Genomic DNA, 14932 nt, shown 5'->3' with positions numbered 1-14932 from the left:
CGCGGCAGGACCCCCGACCGGAACGCACAAGACCCCCGGCCTGGTGTGAGGTCGGGGGTCCTGCCGTGACGTGGAGCTGCCGGGAATCGAACCCGGGTCCTCTGGCGCTGAGTCAGGACTTCTCCGGGTGCAGTGCGTCATGTCGCTTTTCTCAGCCCCGGTGCTCGGACGAACACGTCACCGACAGGCTCAGTCACGAAAAAGTCCCGACCGCGTCACGTGACGCTACGCGGCCAGCAAGTCCCCTAGATGAGACAGACGATCCGGGACGGGGACGCTCCCGGGTCTGCCCTTCACCAGTCGCTGTCAGGCAGCGAGGGCGAAGTCAGTGCGCTTGGAATCGGCACTTATGGGTTGCGACGAACGTTAAAGAGATGACGTCGCGTTCTCTACCCGCTTCTCCTGAGTCGAACGACCAAAGTCGAAACCGATCAGCCCCTCTTGAGTTGTCAACCACGCCCACCCTCGCGGGCACGGCGTCTCACCACTGTACAACCCCAGACCCCCGTCGAAGATTCCCGACGCCCGACGTCGGTGGCCGGGCACCCGCAGCAGCGCTGCACAGGCTGCCCAGCCACCGACACGCCAACCCACCGGCGCTGAGGTTGCCCAGCCACCGATGGAGAGCGGGACGGTCAGCCGAACACCGACTGCGCCCACTCCGGGTGGTCGATGAACGGGTTGCGGTTGCCCTGGTACTGGGAGTCGATGATGTCGTTGCGCCGCTGCTCCGCCGCCGACGGCGGGTCCTGCGCGTGCCACTGCAGCAGCACCGAGATCTTCCCCAGGTACGGCGTGCTGCCGTTCACCTGGTTGTTGGCCTCCAGGTCGGCGAAGCCGTCGCCGCCCTCGTACCGCACCGCCATGTACATGACCATCCGCGCGACGTCGCCCTTCACGGCGTTCGGCGGCTCGAAGGAGTCGCCGTCGGTCAGGCACGACGAGCAGTTGCTGACCGTCGACCCGCCCGTGTCGAAGTCCTTGTTGCTGCGCGTGCCGTTGACCTGCACGTCCTCCGGTCGCAGGTGGTGCAGGTCGGTGCCCGGCCCGGCGGAGGTGCCGAAGTTGCCGTGCGACTGCGGCCACACGTGCTCGCGGTTCCACTGGCCGGTGTTCCCGCCGTTCGCAGACTTCGCGCGCGAGACCTGCGAGTAGAACAGCCGCACGTTGCTGCTGTTGTTCGGGTCCTGGTCGGTCACCTTGAGCGCCTCCCACACAGCGGAGTAGGAGATCGTCCGCTGCACCGAGATGATGTCGTGCAGCTCGCTCTTCAACGCCTCCCCGCTGAGGCCCTGGGCGCTGTCGTAGTAGCCGTCCCGCGGTGCGGCGTCCGCGGCACGCGGCACCAGCGTCAGGACGAGCGTGAGGATGATGGTCAGGCCGGCGTACCGGGACGTGCGCCGGCTCGTGGCCGCGCACCCCCGTCCGGCTCCCCCGAGTCGGTTCATGGGCACACCCCACACCATCGACGACACGACGCGCCAGAGGGCGCGCCGGAGTTCACCGGATGGTCACACAAGCCGTCACGGCGTGGTCGGGGCCTGCTCCGGGTCGGCCGAACGCCCGTGCACGAGGGCGGCCGCGCACGCCGACGCGACGACCAGCAACCCGACGCACATCAACGTCCCCGCCCGGAACCCCGGCCCGAACACGTCCGGCGACGCGAAGTCGGCGCCAGCGATGCCGGCCAGCGGAGGGATCGCCGCCACCGCGAGCAGGCCCGCGGTGCGGGAGACCGCGTTGTTGATGCCCGACGCGATCCCGGCCTGGTCGTCCGGCGCTGCCGCGAGGACCGCCGTCGTCAGCGGCGCCACCAGCAGCGTGATGCCCAGACCCAGCAGCGTCGCACCCGGCAGCACGTCGACCCAGAAGCTCGCGTCGGCGCCGACCCGCAGGAGCAGCAGCAGGCCGCCCGCCGAGACCAGCGGACCGACCGTCATCGGGATCCGTGGTCCGACCCGCTGCCCGAACGCCCCTGCCCGCGACGACAGCAGCAGCATGAGCACGGTGAGCGGCAGCGTCGCGAGACCCGCCTCGAGCGGCGTGTAGCCGGCCACGTACTGGAGCTGCAGCACGAGCAGGAACATCGTGCCGCTCAACGCCGCGTAGATCGCGAACGTGCAGATGTTGGCGGCCGTGAACACGCGGTCCGCGAACAGCGACAGCGGGACGAGCGCGTGCGGCGAGCGCGCCTGGTGCACGACGAACGCCACGAGCAGCACCACGCCGACCAGCGCAGACCACCACGTCTGCTCGACCAGGCCGTAGGTGAGGAACGCCAGCGTGCCCACCGTCAGCGCGGCACCCTCGACGTCGAGCCGGGTCTGCGCGCCCCGCGACTCCGGCACGTGCCGCAGCGTCACCCACACGACCGCCACGGCGAGGGGCACGTTGATCCAGAACACCGAGCGCCAGCCGACGGCGTCGACGAGCGTGCCGCCGACGAGCGGACCCAGCGCGGTCGTGACACCGGCGAGGCCCGACCACAGCCCGATCGCCCGACCGCGGTCCTCCGGCCGGATGGAGGCCGAGATGATCGCCAGGCTCCCCGGGGTGAGCAACGCTCCCCCGACCCCCTGCAGCCCGCGGGCCGCCACGAGCACCTCGATGGTGGGGGCCACCGCGCAGAGCACCGACGCCGCGCCGAACCAGACGACGCCGACCACGAACACCCGACGTCTGCCGTAGCGGTCACCCAGGGACCCGCCCACCAGGATGAGTGCGGCGAGCGCGAGCGTGTAGGCGTTGACGGTCCACTGCAGCCCGGCGACCCCGGCCTGCAGGTCGTCGTCGACCGCCGGCAGTGCCAGGGTGACGATCGAGCCGTCGAGGAACGCCATCCCCGTGCCCAGCACCATGGCCGCCACGAGCCAGCGGCCCGCCGCGGAGTCGAGCCTCACGTCTCCCGCCCGAGCAGCGCGGCCCCGTTGTGCCACAGCACGCGGCGCAGCCAGTCGTCGCCGAGCTCGAGCCGCTGCAGCACCTCCACCTGGTGCGCGTAGGCGTAGGGGATGTTCGGGTAGTCGGTGCCGAACAGCACCCGGTCGCCGAGGTCGGCCAGGCGGGGCCGCAGCGCTGCGGCGAGGTCGTCCGACGGACCCCAGAAGTCGACGAGCACCATCGTGGTGTCGAGCCGGACCTCCGGGAAGCGGTCGGCGAGGTCGAGGAACGCCTCGTACTCGGGCATCCCGAGGTGCGCGACGACGATCCGCAGGCCCGGGAAGCGCTCGAGCACGCTCGCGACGCCGTCGGGACCGGTGTGGGCGCCGGGCGCCGGGCCCGACCCGGCGTGCAGGACCACGGGGGTGCTGCTCTCGGCGAGCGTGCCCCACACCGGGTCCAGCAGCGGGTCGTCGGCCGCGAAGTCGCCCACCTGCAGGTGCGCCTTGAACACCTCGACACCGGACTCGACGAGCGCCGGCACGTAGGTCGCGGCCTCCGGCTCCGGGTAGAACGTCGCCGAGCGCAGCGCCTCGGGCACCCGAGCCGCGAAGTCGAGCGTCCAGTCGTTCATGAACGACGCGACGCCGGGGCGGTGCGCGTACGAGAGCGCCGAGAAGTGCCGGACGCCCATGGCCCGCAAGTGAGCGACCCGCTCGTCGTCGCTGCCGCGGTACGTGATCGGCCAGGGACGGCCCAGCAGCGGGCCAGCCGCGTCGAAGTAGGCCCAGACCTTCGCCAGCACCTTCGGGTGCATGAAGTGCACGTGGACGTCGAACAGCCCCGGCAGGTCGAGCGACGCCGCGAGCGCCGGCAGGTCGGCGTCGGCCAGCCCGGGTCGGTCGGCGTCCGCCGAGGTCATCTAGCGGATGCCCTTGATCTTTCGACCGATCTCGCGCTGCGCGTCGGCCTTCGCCTGGCGCTCGGCGATCGCGTGCCGCTTGTCGTACTGCTTCTTGCCGCGGGCGAGCGCGATCTCGACCTTCGCGCGACCGTCCTTGAAGTAGAGCGAGAGCGGCACGATGGTCAGGCCCTTGGCCTGGATGCGCTGCTCGATCTTGTCGATCTCCTGGCGGTTCAGCAGCATCTTGCGGCGTCGCCGGGTCTCGTGGTTGGTCCACGTGCCCTGGCTGTACTCGGGGATGTGCACCTGGATCAGCCAGGCCTCACCGTTCGCGATCTCGCCGAAGCCGTCGACCAGGGACGCCCGACCGGCACGCAACGACTTCACCTCGGTGCCCGTGAGGACCAGGCCGGCCTCGTAGGTGTCCTCGATGTGGTAGTCGTGGCGCGCCTTCTTGTTCTGCGCGATGAGCTTGCGCCCGGTCTCCTTGGCCACCGATCCATCCTAGTGCGTCGGGCCACACGGGCCCGGGTCGGACCGGCCCGTCAGAGCCAGCCCATGGGGTTCACGGTGACGCCGTTGGCGATGACCATGAAGTGCAGGTGGCAGCCGGTGGAGTAGCCCGTGCTGCCGACGTAGCCGATGACCTCGCCGCGGGAGACCCTGGCGCCGGCGCTGCGGGCGAACCCGGACAGGTGGTTGTACGTCGTCACGATGCTCTGGCCGCGCTTGATCCCGTTGGCGAGGATGACGCGGTTGCCGTAGCCGGCGTTGTAGTACTGCTGGATGATCGTGCCGCTCGCGGCGGCGTGGATCGGCGTGCCGCAGCCGACGCCGAAGTCGGTGCCGTCGTGCAGCTTGTACACGCCGGTGACCGGGTGCACGCGCATGCCGTAGGGCGACGTGATCGGACCGTTGACGGGGTAGGACAGCACACCGCTGTCGTCGCCGCCGGAGAGGCCGCCGTTGTTGCCGCTGCCCCCGCGTCCCTCGCGCTCGCGGGCGCGCTGACGCTCCAGCTCGCGACGGGCGAGCTCGGCGAGCTCGTTGTTCAGGCGGTTGCGCTCGGCCTCGTAGGCGGCGAGCAGACGCTCGTCCTCGACCTTCGCGGCGCGCGCCTTGCCGCTCGCGTCGGCGCGGGCGTCGACGAGCTTGCCGACCTCGGTGGCCTGCGCCTCGGCGGCGGCCTCGAGCTCGGTCATCTTCTGCAGGTTCGCGGCGGCGGCCTCACGAGCCACCGCGACCTGGTCGCGCAGCTTCTCGACCTTGTCGCGGTTGAGCCGCAGGATGACCTTGGCGGCCGCGAGCTTCTGCATGCGCGAGACCTGCGCGTCGCCGACGGAGGCGTTGAGGCTCATCCGGTCGGTGAAGGTGGAGGGGCTCTCGCCGCCGAGCAGCTCGCCGAAGGCCCGCATGCCGCGGTCGCCCTCCTGCACGGTCTGCACGGTGAACGCCTTCACCTCGTCCTCGGACGCCTTCAGGCGTCGCTCACCCTTCTTCAGGTCGGCGACGGCCTTGTCGAGCGCGGCCTGGCTGCGGTCGAGCTCGGCCTGCATGCGGGCGTCCTCGGCCTGCGAGACGGCCAGCTGGCCGCGGGTCTTGCCGAGCGTCGCACGCGCCGACGTGAGCTTGGCCTGCGCGGCGTCGAGGGCCTTCGCGGCCTTCGCGTACGCGGCGCTGGAGGAGTCGAGCGACTTCTGCGCGCCGTCGATCTTGCCGTTGACGCCCTGCCGCTGACGCTGGAGGTCGTCCTTCTTGTCGGCCAGCACCGGGTTCGTCAGCCCCACCACGAGCGCGCAGGTCGCGAGCAGCGCAAGGGCACCCCGCCCCGCGTGGCGACGCGTGGCGGTTCGGCTGGGACGGGACGACGTGCGGTGGGACATGGGACCTCGGCCTTGGGGAAGGAGAACTGCGAGGTGACCCGCGCGAGGCGGGTGGTGCAGGTGTTACTGGTGTGACTCTAAGCCATCACGGTCACACGTCAAGGTACTTGCGCGTCATCACGAGTGTCGGGACGAGCGCCAGCAGCATCGCGAGCACGGTCGTGTAGCCCATGACGGCGGCCGCCTCCTGCCATCGGATCCACGTCGTGAGCTCCCCCAGCTGGGTGCGCAGGTAGCCGTAGACGACGAAGGACATGAACGCCGCCAGACCTCCCGCCGCCAGCGCTGCCGACACCAGCGCGGCGAGCAGCGACTCGAGCACGAACGGCAGCTGGATGTGCCAGCTCGAGGCACCGACCAGCCGCATGATGCCGATCTCGCGACGTCGGGCGTAGGCCGTCATGCGGATGGTGTTCGACACCTGCAGGATCGCCGCGACGATGAGCAGCAGCGACGTGGCCAACGCGGCCCAGCGCATCTTGTCGAGGATCTCGAACAGCGGTCCGAGCAGCTTCTTCAGCGACTGCACGTTGCCGACGCCGTCCATGCCGGAGACCTGGCTGACCAGCCCGTCGAACTGCTGCGGGTCCTTCAGCGTGACGAAGTAGGACTCAGGGAAGTCCGACGGCTCCACCGTGTCGAGCTGGGCCTTGCCGGAGTCGGTCTGGCCGAGCAGCTCACGGGCCTTGTCGTAGTTCTCCTGCGGGCTGCGGACGTCGTAGGACTTGACCTCGGGGTTGGTCGACAGCGCCTCCCGCACGGCTGCGGTCTGGTCCTTCGTCGCCGCGCCGCCGACGCACGTGGGTGCCGTGGAGTTGTCGGTGCACAGGTTGACCTGCACCTGCAGCCGGTCGCCGTAGAACTGCTCGGTGCGGTCGGCCTGGCTCTGCAGCAGCAGGCCGAGGGCCGCCAGCAGCAGCGAGACGGTCATGGTGACGACCAACGAGATGGTCATGGACGTGTTGCGGGACAGGCTCGCGCGGAGCTCGCTCAGGATGGTGCGCACAGGATCGCCTCAGGACTGGTAGCCGTAGATGCCGCGGGCCTCGTCGCGCACGACGCGCCCCTCGTCGAGCTCGATGACGCGCTTGCGCATCTGGTCGACGATCGAGGAGTCGTGGGTGGCCATGACGACGGTGGTGTCGGTGCGGTTGATGCGGTCGAGCAGCTTCATGATGCCGACGCTGGTGGTGGGGTCGAGGTTGCCGGTGGGCTCGTCGGCGATGAGGATCATCGGCCGGTTGACGAACGCCCGGGCGATGGCGACACGCTGCTGCTCACCGCCGGAGAGCTCGTCGGGCATGCGGTGGCCCTTGCCCTCCAGGCCCACCATCTCGAGCGTCTCGGGCACCAGCTGGTCGATCTCGGCGCGCGAGCGGCCGATGACCTGCAGCGCGAACGCGACGTTCTCGTGGACGGTCTTGTTGGGCAGGAGGCGGAAGTCCTGGAAGACCGTGCCCACCTGGCGGCGCAGCTTCGGCACCTTCCAGGACGAGAGCTTGTTGATCTCCTTGCCGGCCACGTGCACGCGCCCCGACGTCGGCCGCGCCTCGCGCAGGACGAGACGCAGGAACGTCGACTTGCCCGACCCCGAGGATCCGACGAGGAAGACGAACTCCCCCTTCTCGATCTCCAGGTCGACGGCGTCCAGCGCAGGACGCTTCTGTCCCGGGTAGGTCTTGGTGACCTTGTCGAAGCGAATCACCCGACGAGTCTAGGCACGAAGGTCCACGTCCCCGTGCAGACTCGCCCGCGCTCGGTAGCGTGACGGCATGCTCCCCCGCCTGCCCGACCCGCGTCGTCTGCCGGACCTGGTCGAGGCGGTCGCCTCGCTGCTGCCGAGGGCCGTGGGGCTGCTCGACTCGGCCGAGGACCTGGTGCGCCGGGCGCACCGCCTGGTCGACGACATCGACGCCACGCGCGCCGCGGCCGACGCCGTCGTCGTGCGCACGGCGGGCACGGTGGCGAGCGTCGAGCCCACGCTCGCGCGGGCGCAGGGCATGGTCGACACGTTCGGGCCCATCCTCGACGAGCTGGCCCCCACGGTCGAGCGGCTGGCCCCGACGCTGCAGCGCATCTCCGAGACCACGTCGCCCGACGAGATCGAGGCGCTGGTGGGGCTCATCGACCACCTGCCGATGCTCGTGGAGAAGCTCGAGACCGACATCGTCCCGATCCTGGAGGACATGAAGAACGTCGGGCCCGACATCCACGCGCTCCTCGACACCGCCACCGACCTCGCGGGCATGCTCGAGAAGGTGCCCGGGCTGAACCGACGCCGCAGCAAGGCTCGACCGGACTGACACGCGGTGGCAGGGTCGGGGCATGCCCGCGCCCCACGACACCGAGTCCCAGCACGCCGCGGCCGAGAAGGAGCTCCTGCGCGACTACCTGCACACGGCGCGTGACGCGCTGCGCTGGAAGGTGGAGGGTCTGGGCGAGCTCGACGCGCGGCGCAGCCTCACGCCCACCGGCCTGAACCTGCTGGGGCTCGTGCACCACACCGCCGTCTGCGCGTGCGAGTACTTCGGCGTGGTGTTCGACCGGCCGTTCCCCGAGCCGACCCCCGACGTCGACGCCGACCCGCACGCCGACTTCGTGGTGCCGGCGGAGGTGAGCCTCGCCGAGGCGCTCGACTACGTGGACCGCGCGTGGGCGCACGCCGACGCGACGATCGACGCGCTCGACCTGGACGCGACCGGGGTCGTGCCGTGGTGGACCGCTCCCCGCGACGTGGTGACGCTGCGGCGGGCGCTGGTGCACATGGTCGCCGAGGCGCACCGCCACGCCGGGCACGCCGACGTGCTCCGCGAGCGACTGGACGGTCTGGCCGGGCTGCGGCCCGACGCCACGAACCTCCCCGACGACGTCACCTGGCAGGACCACGTGGCGCGGGTCGACGACGTCGCACGGCACGCGGCGGACCGGCACGACGGCTCCTGACCGGGACCGCGACTGGTGCCGAGCGCTGGGGTCAGACGGTGGCGGTCAGGCGGTGGCGGCGGCCTCCTGGCCGCGACGCCAGCGGATGCCGGCCTCGATGAAGTCGTCGATCTCGCCGTCGAGCACGGCCTGGGTCTGGCCCGTCTCGTGCTCGGTGCGCAGGTCCTTGACCATCTGGTACGGGTTGAGCACGTAGTTGCGCATCTGGTCGCCCCACGTCGCCTGCACGTCGCCGCGCAGCGAGTCGAGGTGGGCGCGCTCCTCGGCCTTCTTCAGCGCGAGCAGCTTGGCCTTGAGGATCACCATCGCGCTGGCCTTGTTCTGCAGCTGGCTCTTCTCGTTCTGGCAGCTGACCACCACGCCCGTCGGGATGTGCGTGAGGCGCACCGCCGAGTCGGTGGTGTTGACGCTCTGGCCGCCGGGACCCGACGAGCGGTAGACGTCGACGCGGATCTCCTCGTCGGGGATGTCGATCTCGTCGGTCTGCTCCAGCACGGGCACGACCTCGATCGCCGCGAACGATGTCTGGCGCCGTCCCTGGTTGTCGAACGGGGAGATGCGCACGAGACGGTGCGTGCCGGACTCGACCGACAGCGTGCCGTACGCGTACGGCGCCTTGACGGCGAACGTCGTCGACTTGATGCCGGCCTCCTCGGCGTAGGAGGTGTCGTAGACCTCCACCGGGTAGCCGTGCCGCTCCGCCCACCGCATGTACATGCGCTGCAGCATCATGGCGAAGTCGGCCGCGTCGACGCCGCCGGCGCCCGAGCGGATCGTCACGAGGGCCTCGCGCTCGTCGTACTCGCCCGACAGCAGGGTACGGACCTCGAGCGACTCGACGGCCTGCTGCAGCTTGGTCAGCTCGGACTCCGCCTCGGCCAGGGAGTCGGCGTCACCCTCCTCCTGCGCGAGCTCGACGAGGACCTCGAGGTCCTCGATCCGGCCGCGCAGCCCCTGCACGCGCTCCAGCTGCGCCTGCAGCGTCGAGAGACGACCGGTGACGCGCTGCGCGTTCGCCTGGTCGTCCCAGAGGTCCGGCGCGCCGACCTGCTCCTGGAGCTCGTCGATCTCGCGCTGCATCGCGTCGAGGTCGAGCACCTTCTCGATGGAGGTCAGCGTCGCGCCGAGCTCCTTGATCTGCTCGGGAAAGTCGGTGGCCACCTGTCGAGGCTACCGGCCCTGTGGTGGGATCGAGACCGTGGCGTGCCTGTTCTGCAAGATCGTCGCCGGTGACGAGCCGGCCGAGGTGGTGCTGGAGGACGAGCACGTGCTCGGCTTCCTCGACGTGCGCCCTGTCTTCAAGGGTCACACCCTGCTCGTGCCGCGCGAGCACGTGGACACGCTGCTCGAGCTGCCGGAACCGTTGACCGTGCCGCTGTTCGCGGCGGCCCGCCGGGCGGCGGCCGCGATGTCGAGCGAGCTGGGCGCGCAGGGCACGTTCGTCGCGATGAACAACGTCGTCTCCCAGAGCGTGCCCCACCTGCACGTGCACGTCGTGCCCCGCACGAAGGGCGACGGCCTGCGGGGCTTCTTCTGGCCGCGCACCCGCTACGCCGACGGCGAGGCGCGCGAGTACCGCGACCGCCTGCGTCACGCACTCGTCGACTGATCGTCACCGCCGGGGGCTTGCGTCACGGCGCCCGATCGGGTTGGCATGGGACCCATGAACACATCGGGGAACCAGAAAGCACCTGTCCTGCGACGGCTCGTCGTCCTCCTGACCGGAGCCCTGCTCGGGCTCGGCAGCGTGGTCGGCGTCGCGTCGTCCGCGTCGGCCGTGACCCAGGCGCAGGCCGAGTCGGCCTTCCGCTCCGCCGGGATCACGTGGTCGTCCTCGGGGAACTGCACCACCCGCAGCAACCCGTCGTGCACGTCGTTCGAGGGACTGCGCCAGACCAGCGTTGACGGCGCGCGCACCCTCAAGTCGGCCAGCGGCTGCGCGCTGAACATCACGGGCGGCACCGAGGTGGGGCACGCGTCGGGCACGTACAGCCACTACAACGGGTACAAGCTCGACTTCAGCCTCTCGAACTGCCTCACGTCGTACGTGACGAGCACCTTCACGTACGTCGGCACCCGCAGCGACGGCGCGCAGCTGTACCGCTCCGCGTCGGGCAACGAGTACGCCAAGGAAGGCAGTCACTGGGACGTGACCTTCTACACCTGCGGCGGCTGCTGACGTCGCTCCGACCCGTCCATCCCATGACGACGCCCACCCCGAGGTCGGGGTGGGCGTCGTCGCGTGTGGACCGGTCGGCAGGTCAGTCGTCGGAGATGCCGAACCCGGCGACGGCGACGCGCGTGGCGTCGGCGATGAGGTCGTCGTCGGCCTCGGCGTCCTGGTCGTCCTTGGACGACATGATGGCGATGACGATGGGGGCGCCCTCCGCCCGGCGCAGGACCGCGATGTCGTTGCGGGTGCCGTACTTGGCGGCCCCGGTCTTGTCGGCGACCTCCCACGTGTCGGGGACACCCGCGCGGATGAGGTCGTCGCCGGTGGTGTTGCGCACCATGAGGTCGGTGAGGAACGCGCGCGCATAGCCGTCGTTCACGGCCTTCTCACCGTCGGCGGGCGGGAGCGTGAGCCGGCGCAGGTCGGTGGCGAGTGCCTTGGGCGTCGTGGTGTCGCGGTCGTCGCCGGGCGTCGCCTCGTTGAGGTCGGGCTCGATGCGCGACACCTTCGTGGTCCGGTCGCCGATCTCGCGCAGCACGCCCTGCAGCTCCTCGGGTCCGCCGAGCAGGTCGAACAGCAGGTTGCCGGCGGTGTTGTCGCTGTAGCGGACGGCCGCGTCGGCGACCTCACGCACGGTGAGCTCGGTCTGCCCGGCCTCGAGCGCCTTCTCGACCTGCGGCGAGAAGTCGACGAGGTCGTCCTCGCTGATCTGCACGGTCTGGTCGAGCACGGAGCGGGGCTTCTCGTGCATGAGCGCCCCGACCGCGATGGCCTTGATCGTCGACGCGTACGCGAACCGTTCGCCGGCTCGGTGCTCGACGACCTGGCCGGTGCCGGTGTCGATCGCGTAGACGCCCAGCCGCGCGTCGTACTCCTTCTCCAGGTCGGCGAAGTCGGCCGAGAAGGTGGGCGACGCGGTGGGTGTGGAGGTGGCGCCGGGGTCGGCGCTGCTCCCTCCGCCGGTGCACCCGGCGAGCAGCAGGGCGGTGGCGACCACGGGCAGCAGCAGGCGACGCATGGCCCCTATTCGACCATCCCGGTCCACACGGGCGCGTCGAGGCCACCGTTTCGGGTACGCACCCGGGGACCTCGTCGTGCGGCGGGGTCCGCTCACGAGAGGACGTCACCGTGCCCGAGGGTCAGCACCTCTCCAGTACCGGCCCCCGCGCCGACGAGGACCCCGTCGTCCTCGCCCGAGGAGCATCGGTGCTCTTCGGCGCCGTCTTCCTCGTGGTCGGCGTCCTCGGCTTCGTCCCGGGCGTCACGACCGACCTCGACCAGCTGAGCGGCAGCGGTCACCACAGCGGCGCGGAGCTGTTCGGCGTCTTCCAGGTGTCGGTGCTGCACAACGTCGTGCACCTGCTCTTCGGCCTGCTCGGCCTCGCGGCGGCCGTGCGCCCGCGCCTCGCCCCCGCCTACCTGGTCGGCAGTGGCCTCGTCTACGCCGCGCTCACCATCTACGGCCTCGTGATCGACCACGGCTCCGACGCCAACGTCGTCCCGCTCGACACCGCCGACACCTGGCTGCACGCCATCCTCGCCGCCGCCCTCCTGCTCATCGGCTTCGCCGTCGGCTCGGCGCTGCAGCGGAAGGGGCAGTACACGCGCTGACGGCGAGGCGTCGCGGCGCCCTGGCGGTGGACCACCGCCCGGATACGGCCTGGCGAGCGGCGTTGTCAAGCCGTCTTCAGAAGATCGTTCGAACGCTTCTGCCCGCGGCTCCTCCCATGGGTTGATCGACGCACACACCGTCGACGCTCTCAGGGGGGACACACCATGTTCAGTTCGCGACACCGCCGCAGGCATCGCTCCACCACCGGTCTCGGCCTCGCCGCTCTGTCCGCCGTCACGACCGCCGCGCTGCTCGCGGCGGCTCCGGCGTCCGCAGCGGACGATCCGGCCACGCCCGAGGGTCGAGGCATCGCGTTGCCCGACGGGTACGAGTCGCTCGGGGACCTGCCGTCGGTGCAGGCCGAGAAGCCGCTCAACGACGCCCTCGACGCACTGCACGCGCTCTACGCCGAGAAGTACCTCGCCGGTGGAGCCGGCGCCGCCACCGCGCAGGCTGATGGCGAGCCGTCGCTCGACGAGCGGATCGCGGCGGCACGCGCGGAGGTCGAGCGCGTCGCCGGGCGCCCGTACTCGGAGATCGAGCCCGAGCCCGACTTCTCCACCGACGCGTCGACCACGTCCGACTCCAATGCCAGCGTGATGGCAGCGGCGACGCAGAAGGCACTGCCCGTGCGCCACTCCACCCAGCGCACCTCCTACTACTGCGGGCCCGCCTCCGTCGCGATGGCCATCCGCGCCTCGTGCAGCGCCTGCGAGCGGAGCCGCTACAACTCCTCCGACACCATCTCGCAGACGACGCTGGCCGCGTCCCGCTACCTCGCGACCACCTCGAACGGCACGAACATGACGCGTATCCCGCTCACGCTCAACCGGTGGGCCGGCTTCGCTTCTCGGCTCGTCTGGAGCCCGTCGGCGGCGTCGATCAAGAGCGGAGTGGTCAACTCCATCGGCGTCTACAACCGCGCCGTCGTGTACGGGACGCGCGAGCTGGCCGGGAAGAGAAACCCGCACTACAACTACCACTACACGACCTTCACGATCGACCACCTGATCATGGGCTACGGCTACTCCGGCTCGGGCGACAGGCTCGCGTACGCGGACCCGGTCGCGGGCCGGTGGACGAACACGGGACAGTCGAGTGCCCCGAGGAAGACCAACGCGATGAGGAACACGAGCATGCGCATCTTCACCCAGCCGTGGGGCGTCGTCCTGTGACGTCAGCGCGCAGAACCGCCGCCATCGCCTCGGTGATGGCGGCGGTCGTCCTGAGCACGACGTCCTGCACGACGACGGACGAGCCGGAGCCGCAGCGTCGGTTTGCGCTCTCCCCCGCGCCGCCGTCGTTCACGGAGGGCGACGACTACATCGTGCGGTCGCGCATCCCCACGATCCTGGAGGGACAGCAGGCCGTCTACTTCGACCGCGCCGACGGACGCCTGATCATGTCGCTCTCCGGCACATCGGAGTCCGGCGCACCGTCCGAGGACGACCCACGGGGAGGTGCACTGATTTCCGTCGACCCGAAGACCAACGACGTCACGGAGCTTGCCCGTCACGGGAAGCCGGGGGCCCCGCGCTACATCGTCGACGTCGCCGTTGCCGGCAAGACCGTGGTCTGGGTCGAGACCACGCAAGGAAACTATGACGCCATGCCGTGGCGGTTGTACGCACTCGACCTCGAGACGGGAAAGGAGAAGGAGCTCGCGTCCTACCAGGAGCTGGGCATCAAGGACCCGCCCTGGCCGTCACCCGACGCCATCCGGCCGCAGGTCGTGGGCGACGACGTCTACGTCGTCGCGGTCGATCGGGTGGACGCCCAGCAGAACGTCGTCCAGACCTCCGCCTACCGCGTCCCTTTGACCGGCGGCAAGCTCGAGAAGGTGGTGCCGAAGGCGACCGCCACGTGGGCGGCGGGCCGCGGGCTCGACGTTCTCGTCGACAGCACGCTCGCGCGCTGGGACCCGGACCGTGGATCTTCCGGAGACGTCACGCGCGCAGGGTTGCCTGCTGACTGCGGCGCCTTCGCTGCGCAGGGTGTCCGCGTCGCCTGCACGACGGCCGACGGTCGCCGTCGTCTGACGGTCGAGTCGACCGAGCACGGACGCTCCACCGTGAATCTCGGCAAGAACACGGTGGGCTACCTCAACGGCACCGACGACTGGGTGAGCTTCTCCACCGGCGACCGCGCCTACCTCCTCGACCTGCGGCGCGGGAAGCTCTTCTCCCTCCCCGGCAGCAACGACACCGGCTCGAGTCGTCTGACGGGTAGCAACTTCATCTACGTCAAGCAGACGTCCAGCCCGGACGCCATGCGGCTGGTCACCCTCGTGAACGCAGACCGCTGAGGAGGCTCGATCTCCTCACGCGCCTCACACAAGAGGGCCAGCAACTCCGAGCAGACGAAGGCGCGGAGGTCGTCATCCCTTGCAGGGACAATGTCAGGGCTTTCCCCAGCTCACTGCGGCGCGGCACCATGTCGGAGGCATACAGCTGATCCGACCTTGCGATCACGATTCCCGTGAAAGGCATCGACCTGAGAGGCGGTCAGCGGGGGGAACCATCTTGATGGTTCCCCCC

At 70.3% G+C, this 14932-nt stretch carries 16 protein-coding genes and 1 other RNA gene; 7 read left to right on the top strand and 10 right to left on the bottom strand.

Annotation, left to right across the window (positions count from 1 at the left end):
• Positions 1-68 precede the first annotated feature (68 nt).
• From ssrA to ftsE, 8 genes are all read right to left on the bottom strand, one after another.
• Positions 69-439, bottom strand: a transfer-messenger RNA (tmRNA) gene (ssrA, locus tag AC3WRM_RS00085).
• A gap of 196 nt (positions 440-635) precedes the next feature.
• Complete coding sequence (locus AC3WRM_RS00080) at positions 636-1448, bottom strand: endonuclease I family protein (protein ID WP_492246953.1); 813 nt, start codon at positions 1446-1448, stop codon at positions 636-638.
• Between the two features lie 75 nt (positions 1449-1523).
• On the bottom strand, positions 1524-2900 hold the full coding sequence (locus tag AC3WRM_RS00075) for a DHA2 family efflux MFS transporter permease subunit (RefSeq protein ID WP_492246954.1): 1377 nt from the start codon (positions 2898-2900) through the stop codon (positions 1524-1526).
• Entirely contained in the window at positions 2897-3802 is a 906-nt protein-coding gene (locus AC3WRM_RS00070) for an amidohydrolase family protein (protein WP_492246955.1), read from the bottom strand. The genes AC3WRM_RS00075 and AC3WRM_RS00070 overlap by 4 nt, the downstream gene beginning before the upstream one ends.
• The gene (gene smpB, locus AC3WRM_RS00065; protein WP_492246956.1) at positions 3803-4279 is read right to left on the bottom strand and encodes an SsrA-binding protein SmpB; all 477 of its coding nucleotides are present in this window, start codon (positions 4277-4279) and stop codon (positions 3803-3805) included.
• 50 nt (positions 4280-4329) lie between these two features.
• Positions 4330-5667 carry a peptidoglycan DD-metalloendopeptidase family protein gene (locus tag AC3WRM_RS00060; protein WP_492246957.1) on the bottom strand — a complete coding sequence of 446 codons (1338 nt, stop codon included), beginning with the start codon at positions 5665-5667 and terminating at the stop codon, positions 4330-4332.
• Positions 5668-5758: 91 nt separating this feature from the next.
• A complete protein-coding gene (ftsX, locus tag AC3WRM_RS00055; protein ID WP_067855597.1) occupies positions 5759-6673 on the bottom strand; it encodes a permease-like cell division protein FtsX in 915 nt (304 codons plus the stop codon).
• Positions 6674-6682: 9 nt separating this feature from the next.
• Positions 6683-7372: a cell division ATP-binding protein FtsE gene (ftsE, locus tag AC3WRM_RS00050; RefSeq protein WP_492246958.1), complete on the bottom strand. Its 690-nt coding sequence runs from the start codon at positions 7370-7372 to the stop codon at positions 6683-6685.
• 67 nt (positions 7373-7439) lie between these two features.
• On the opposite strand from ftsE, the gene AC3WRM_RS00045 reads away from it, so the two are divergent.
• Positions 7440-7970, top strand: a complete 531-nt coding sequence (locus AC3WRM_RS00045; RefSeq protein ID WP_492246959.1) for a hypothetical protein — start codon at positions 7440-7442, stop codon at positions 7968-7970.
• A gap of 22 nt (positions 7971-7992) precedes the next feature.
• The gene (locus tag AC3WRM_RS00040) at positions 7993-8610 is read left to right on the top strand and encodes a DinB family protein (protein ID WP_492246960.1); all 618 of its coding nucleotides are present in this window, start codon (positions 7993-7995) and stop codon (positions 8608-8610) included.
• Between the two features lie 45 nt (positions 8611-8655).
• Here the strand turns inward: AC3WRM_RS00040 and prfB are convergent, their stop codons facing one another.
• Positions 8656-9771, bottom strand: a complete 1116-nt coding sequence (prfB, locus tag AC3WRM_RS00035) for a peptide chain release factor 2 (protein WP_492246961.1) — start codon at positions 9769-9771, stop codon at positions 8656-8658.
• Positions 9772-9808: 37 nt separating this feature from the next.
• On the opposite strand from prfB, the gene AC3WRM_RS00030 reads away from it, so the two are divergent.
• The gene (locus AC3WRM_RS00030) at positions 9809-10219 is read left to right on the top strand and encodes an HIT family protein (RefSeq protein ID WP_492246962.1); all 411 of its coding nucleotides are present in this window, start codon (positions 9809-9811) and stop codon (positions 10217-10219) included.
• 54 nt (positions 10220-10273) lie between these two features.
• Positions 10274-10789 (top strand): hypothetical protein, encoded by a 516-nt coding sequence (locus AC3WRM_RS00025; protein ID WP_492246963.1) that lies wholly within the window; start codon positions 10274-10276, stop codon positions 10787-10789.
• Between the two features lie 82 nt (positions 10790-10871).
• Here the strand turns inward: AC3WRM_RS00025 and bla are convergent, their stop codons facing one another.
• Positions 10872-11801: a class A beta-lactamase gene (gene bla, locus AC3WRM_RS00020; RefSeq protein WP_492246964.1), complete on the bottom strand. Its 930-nt coding sequence runs from the start codon at positions 11799-11801 to the stop codon at positions 10872-10874.
• A 110-nt stretch (positions 11802-11911) separates the two neighbouring features.
• Here bla and AC3WRM_RS00015 point away from each other — a divergent pair, with 110 nt between their 5' ends.
• From AC3WRM_RS00015 to AC3WRM_RS00005, 3 genes are all read left to right on the top strand, one after another.
• On the top strand, positions 11912-12394 hold the full coding sequence (locus tag AC3WRM_RS00015; protein ID WP_492246965.1) for a DUF4383 domain-containing protein: 483 nt from the start codon (positions 11912-11914) through the stop codon (positions 12392-12394).
• Between the two features lie 165 nt (positions 12395-12559).
• Positions 12560-13570 carry a C39 family peptidase gene (locus AC3WRM_RS00010; RefSeq protein ID WP_492246966.1) on the top strand — a complete coding sequence of 337 codons (1011 nt, stop codon included), beginning with the start codon at positions 12560-12562 and terminating at the stop codon, positions 13568-13570.
• Complete coding sequence (locus tag AC3WRM_RS00005; RefSeq protein ID WP_492270902.1) at positions 13567-14700, top strand: hypothetical protein; 1134 nt, start codon at positions 13567-13569, stop codon at positions 14698-14700. The genes AC3WRM_RS00010 and AC3WRM_RS00005 overlap by 4 nt, the downstream gene beginning before the upstream one ends.
• Positions 14701-14932 lie beyond the last annotated feature (232 nt).

This window comes from Aeromicrobium sp. EU05-FHT14F07 (assembly GCF_058790455.1).
The sequence above is the reverse complement of the archived record's forward strand: the minus strand, read 5'-3'. Positions and strand labels throughout refer to the sequence as shown.

What these genes read in the sequence shown, in the direction of transcription:
- AC3WRM_RS00070 (WP_492246955.1), bottom strand. Translation starts at nt 3,802, where the DNA reads ATGACCTCGGCGGACGCCGACCGACCCGGGCTGGCCGACGCCGACCTG.
- AC3WRM_RS00025 (WP_492246963.1), top strand. Translation starts at nt 10,274, where the DNA reads ATGAACACATCGGGGAACCAGAAAGCACCTGTCCTGCGACGGCTCGTC.
- AC3WRM_RS00060 (WP_492246957.1), bottom strand. Translation starts at nt 5,667, where the DNA reads ATGTCCCACCGCACGTCGTCCCGTCCCAGCCGAACCGCCACGCGTCGC.
- AC3WRM_RS00010 (WP_492246966.1), top strand. Translation starts at nt 12,560, where the DNA reads ATGTTCAGTTCGCGACACCGCCGCAGGCATCGCTCCACCACCGGTCTC.
- AC3WRM_RS00040 (WP_492246960.1), top strand. Translation starts at nt 7,993, where the DNA reads ATGCCCGCGCCCCACGACACCGAGTCCCAGCACGCCGCGGCCGAGAAG.
- AC3WRM_RS00045 (WP_492246959.1), top strand. Translation starts at nt 7,440, where the DNA reads ATGCTCCCCCGCCTGCCCGACCCGCGTCGTCTGCCGGACCTGGTCGAG.
- AC3WRM_RS00080 (WP_492246953.1), bottom strand. Translation starts at nt 1,448, where the DNA reads ATGAACCGACTCGGGGGAGCCGGACGGGGGTGCGCGGCCACGAGCCGG.
- bla (WP_492246964.1), bottom strand. Translation starts at nt 11,801, where the DNA reads ATGCGTCGCCTGCTGCTGCCCGTGGTCGCCACCGCCCTGCTGCTCGCC.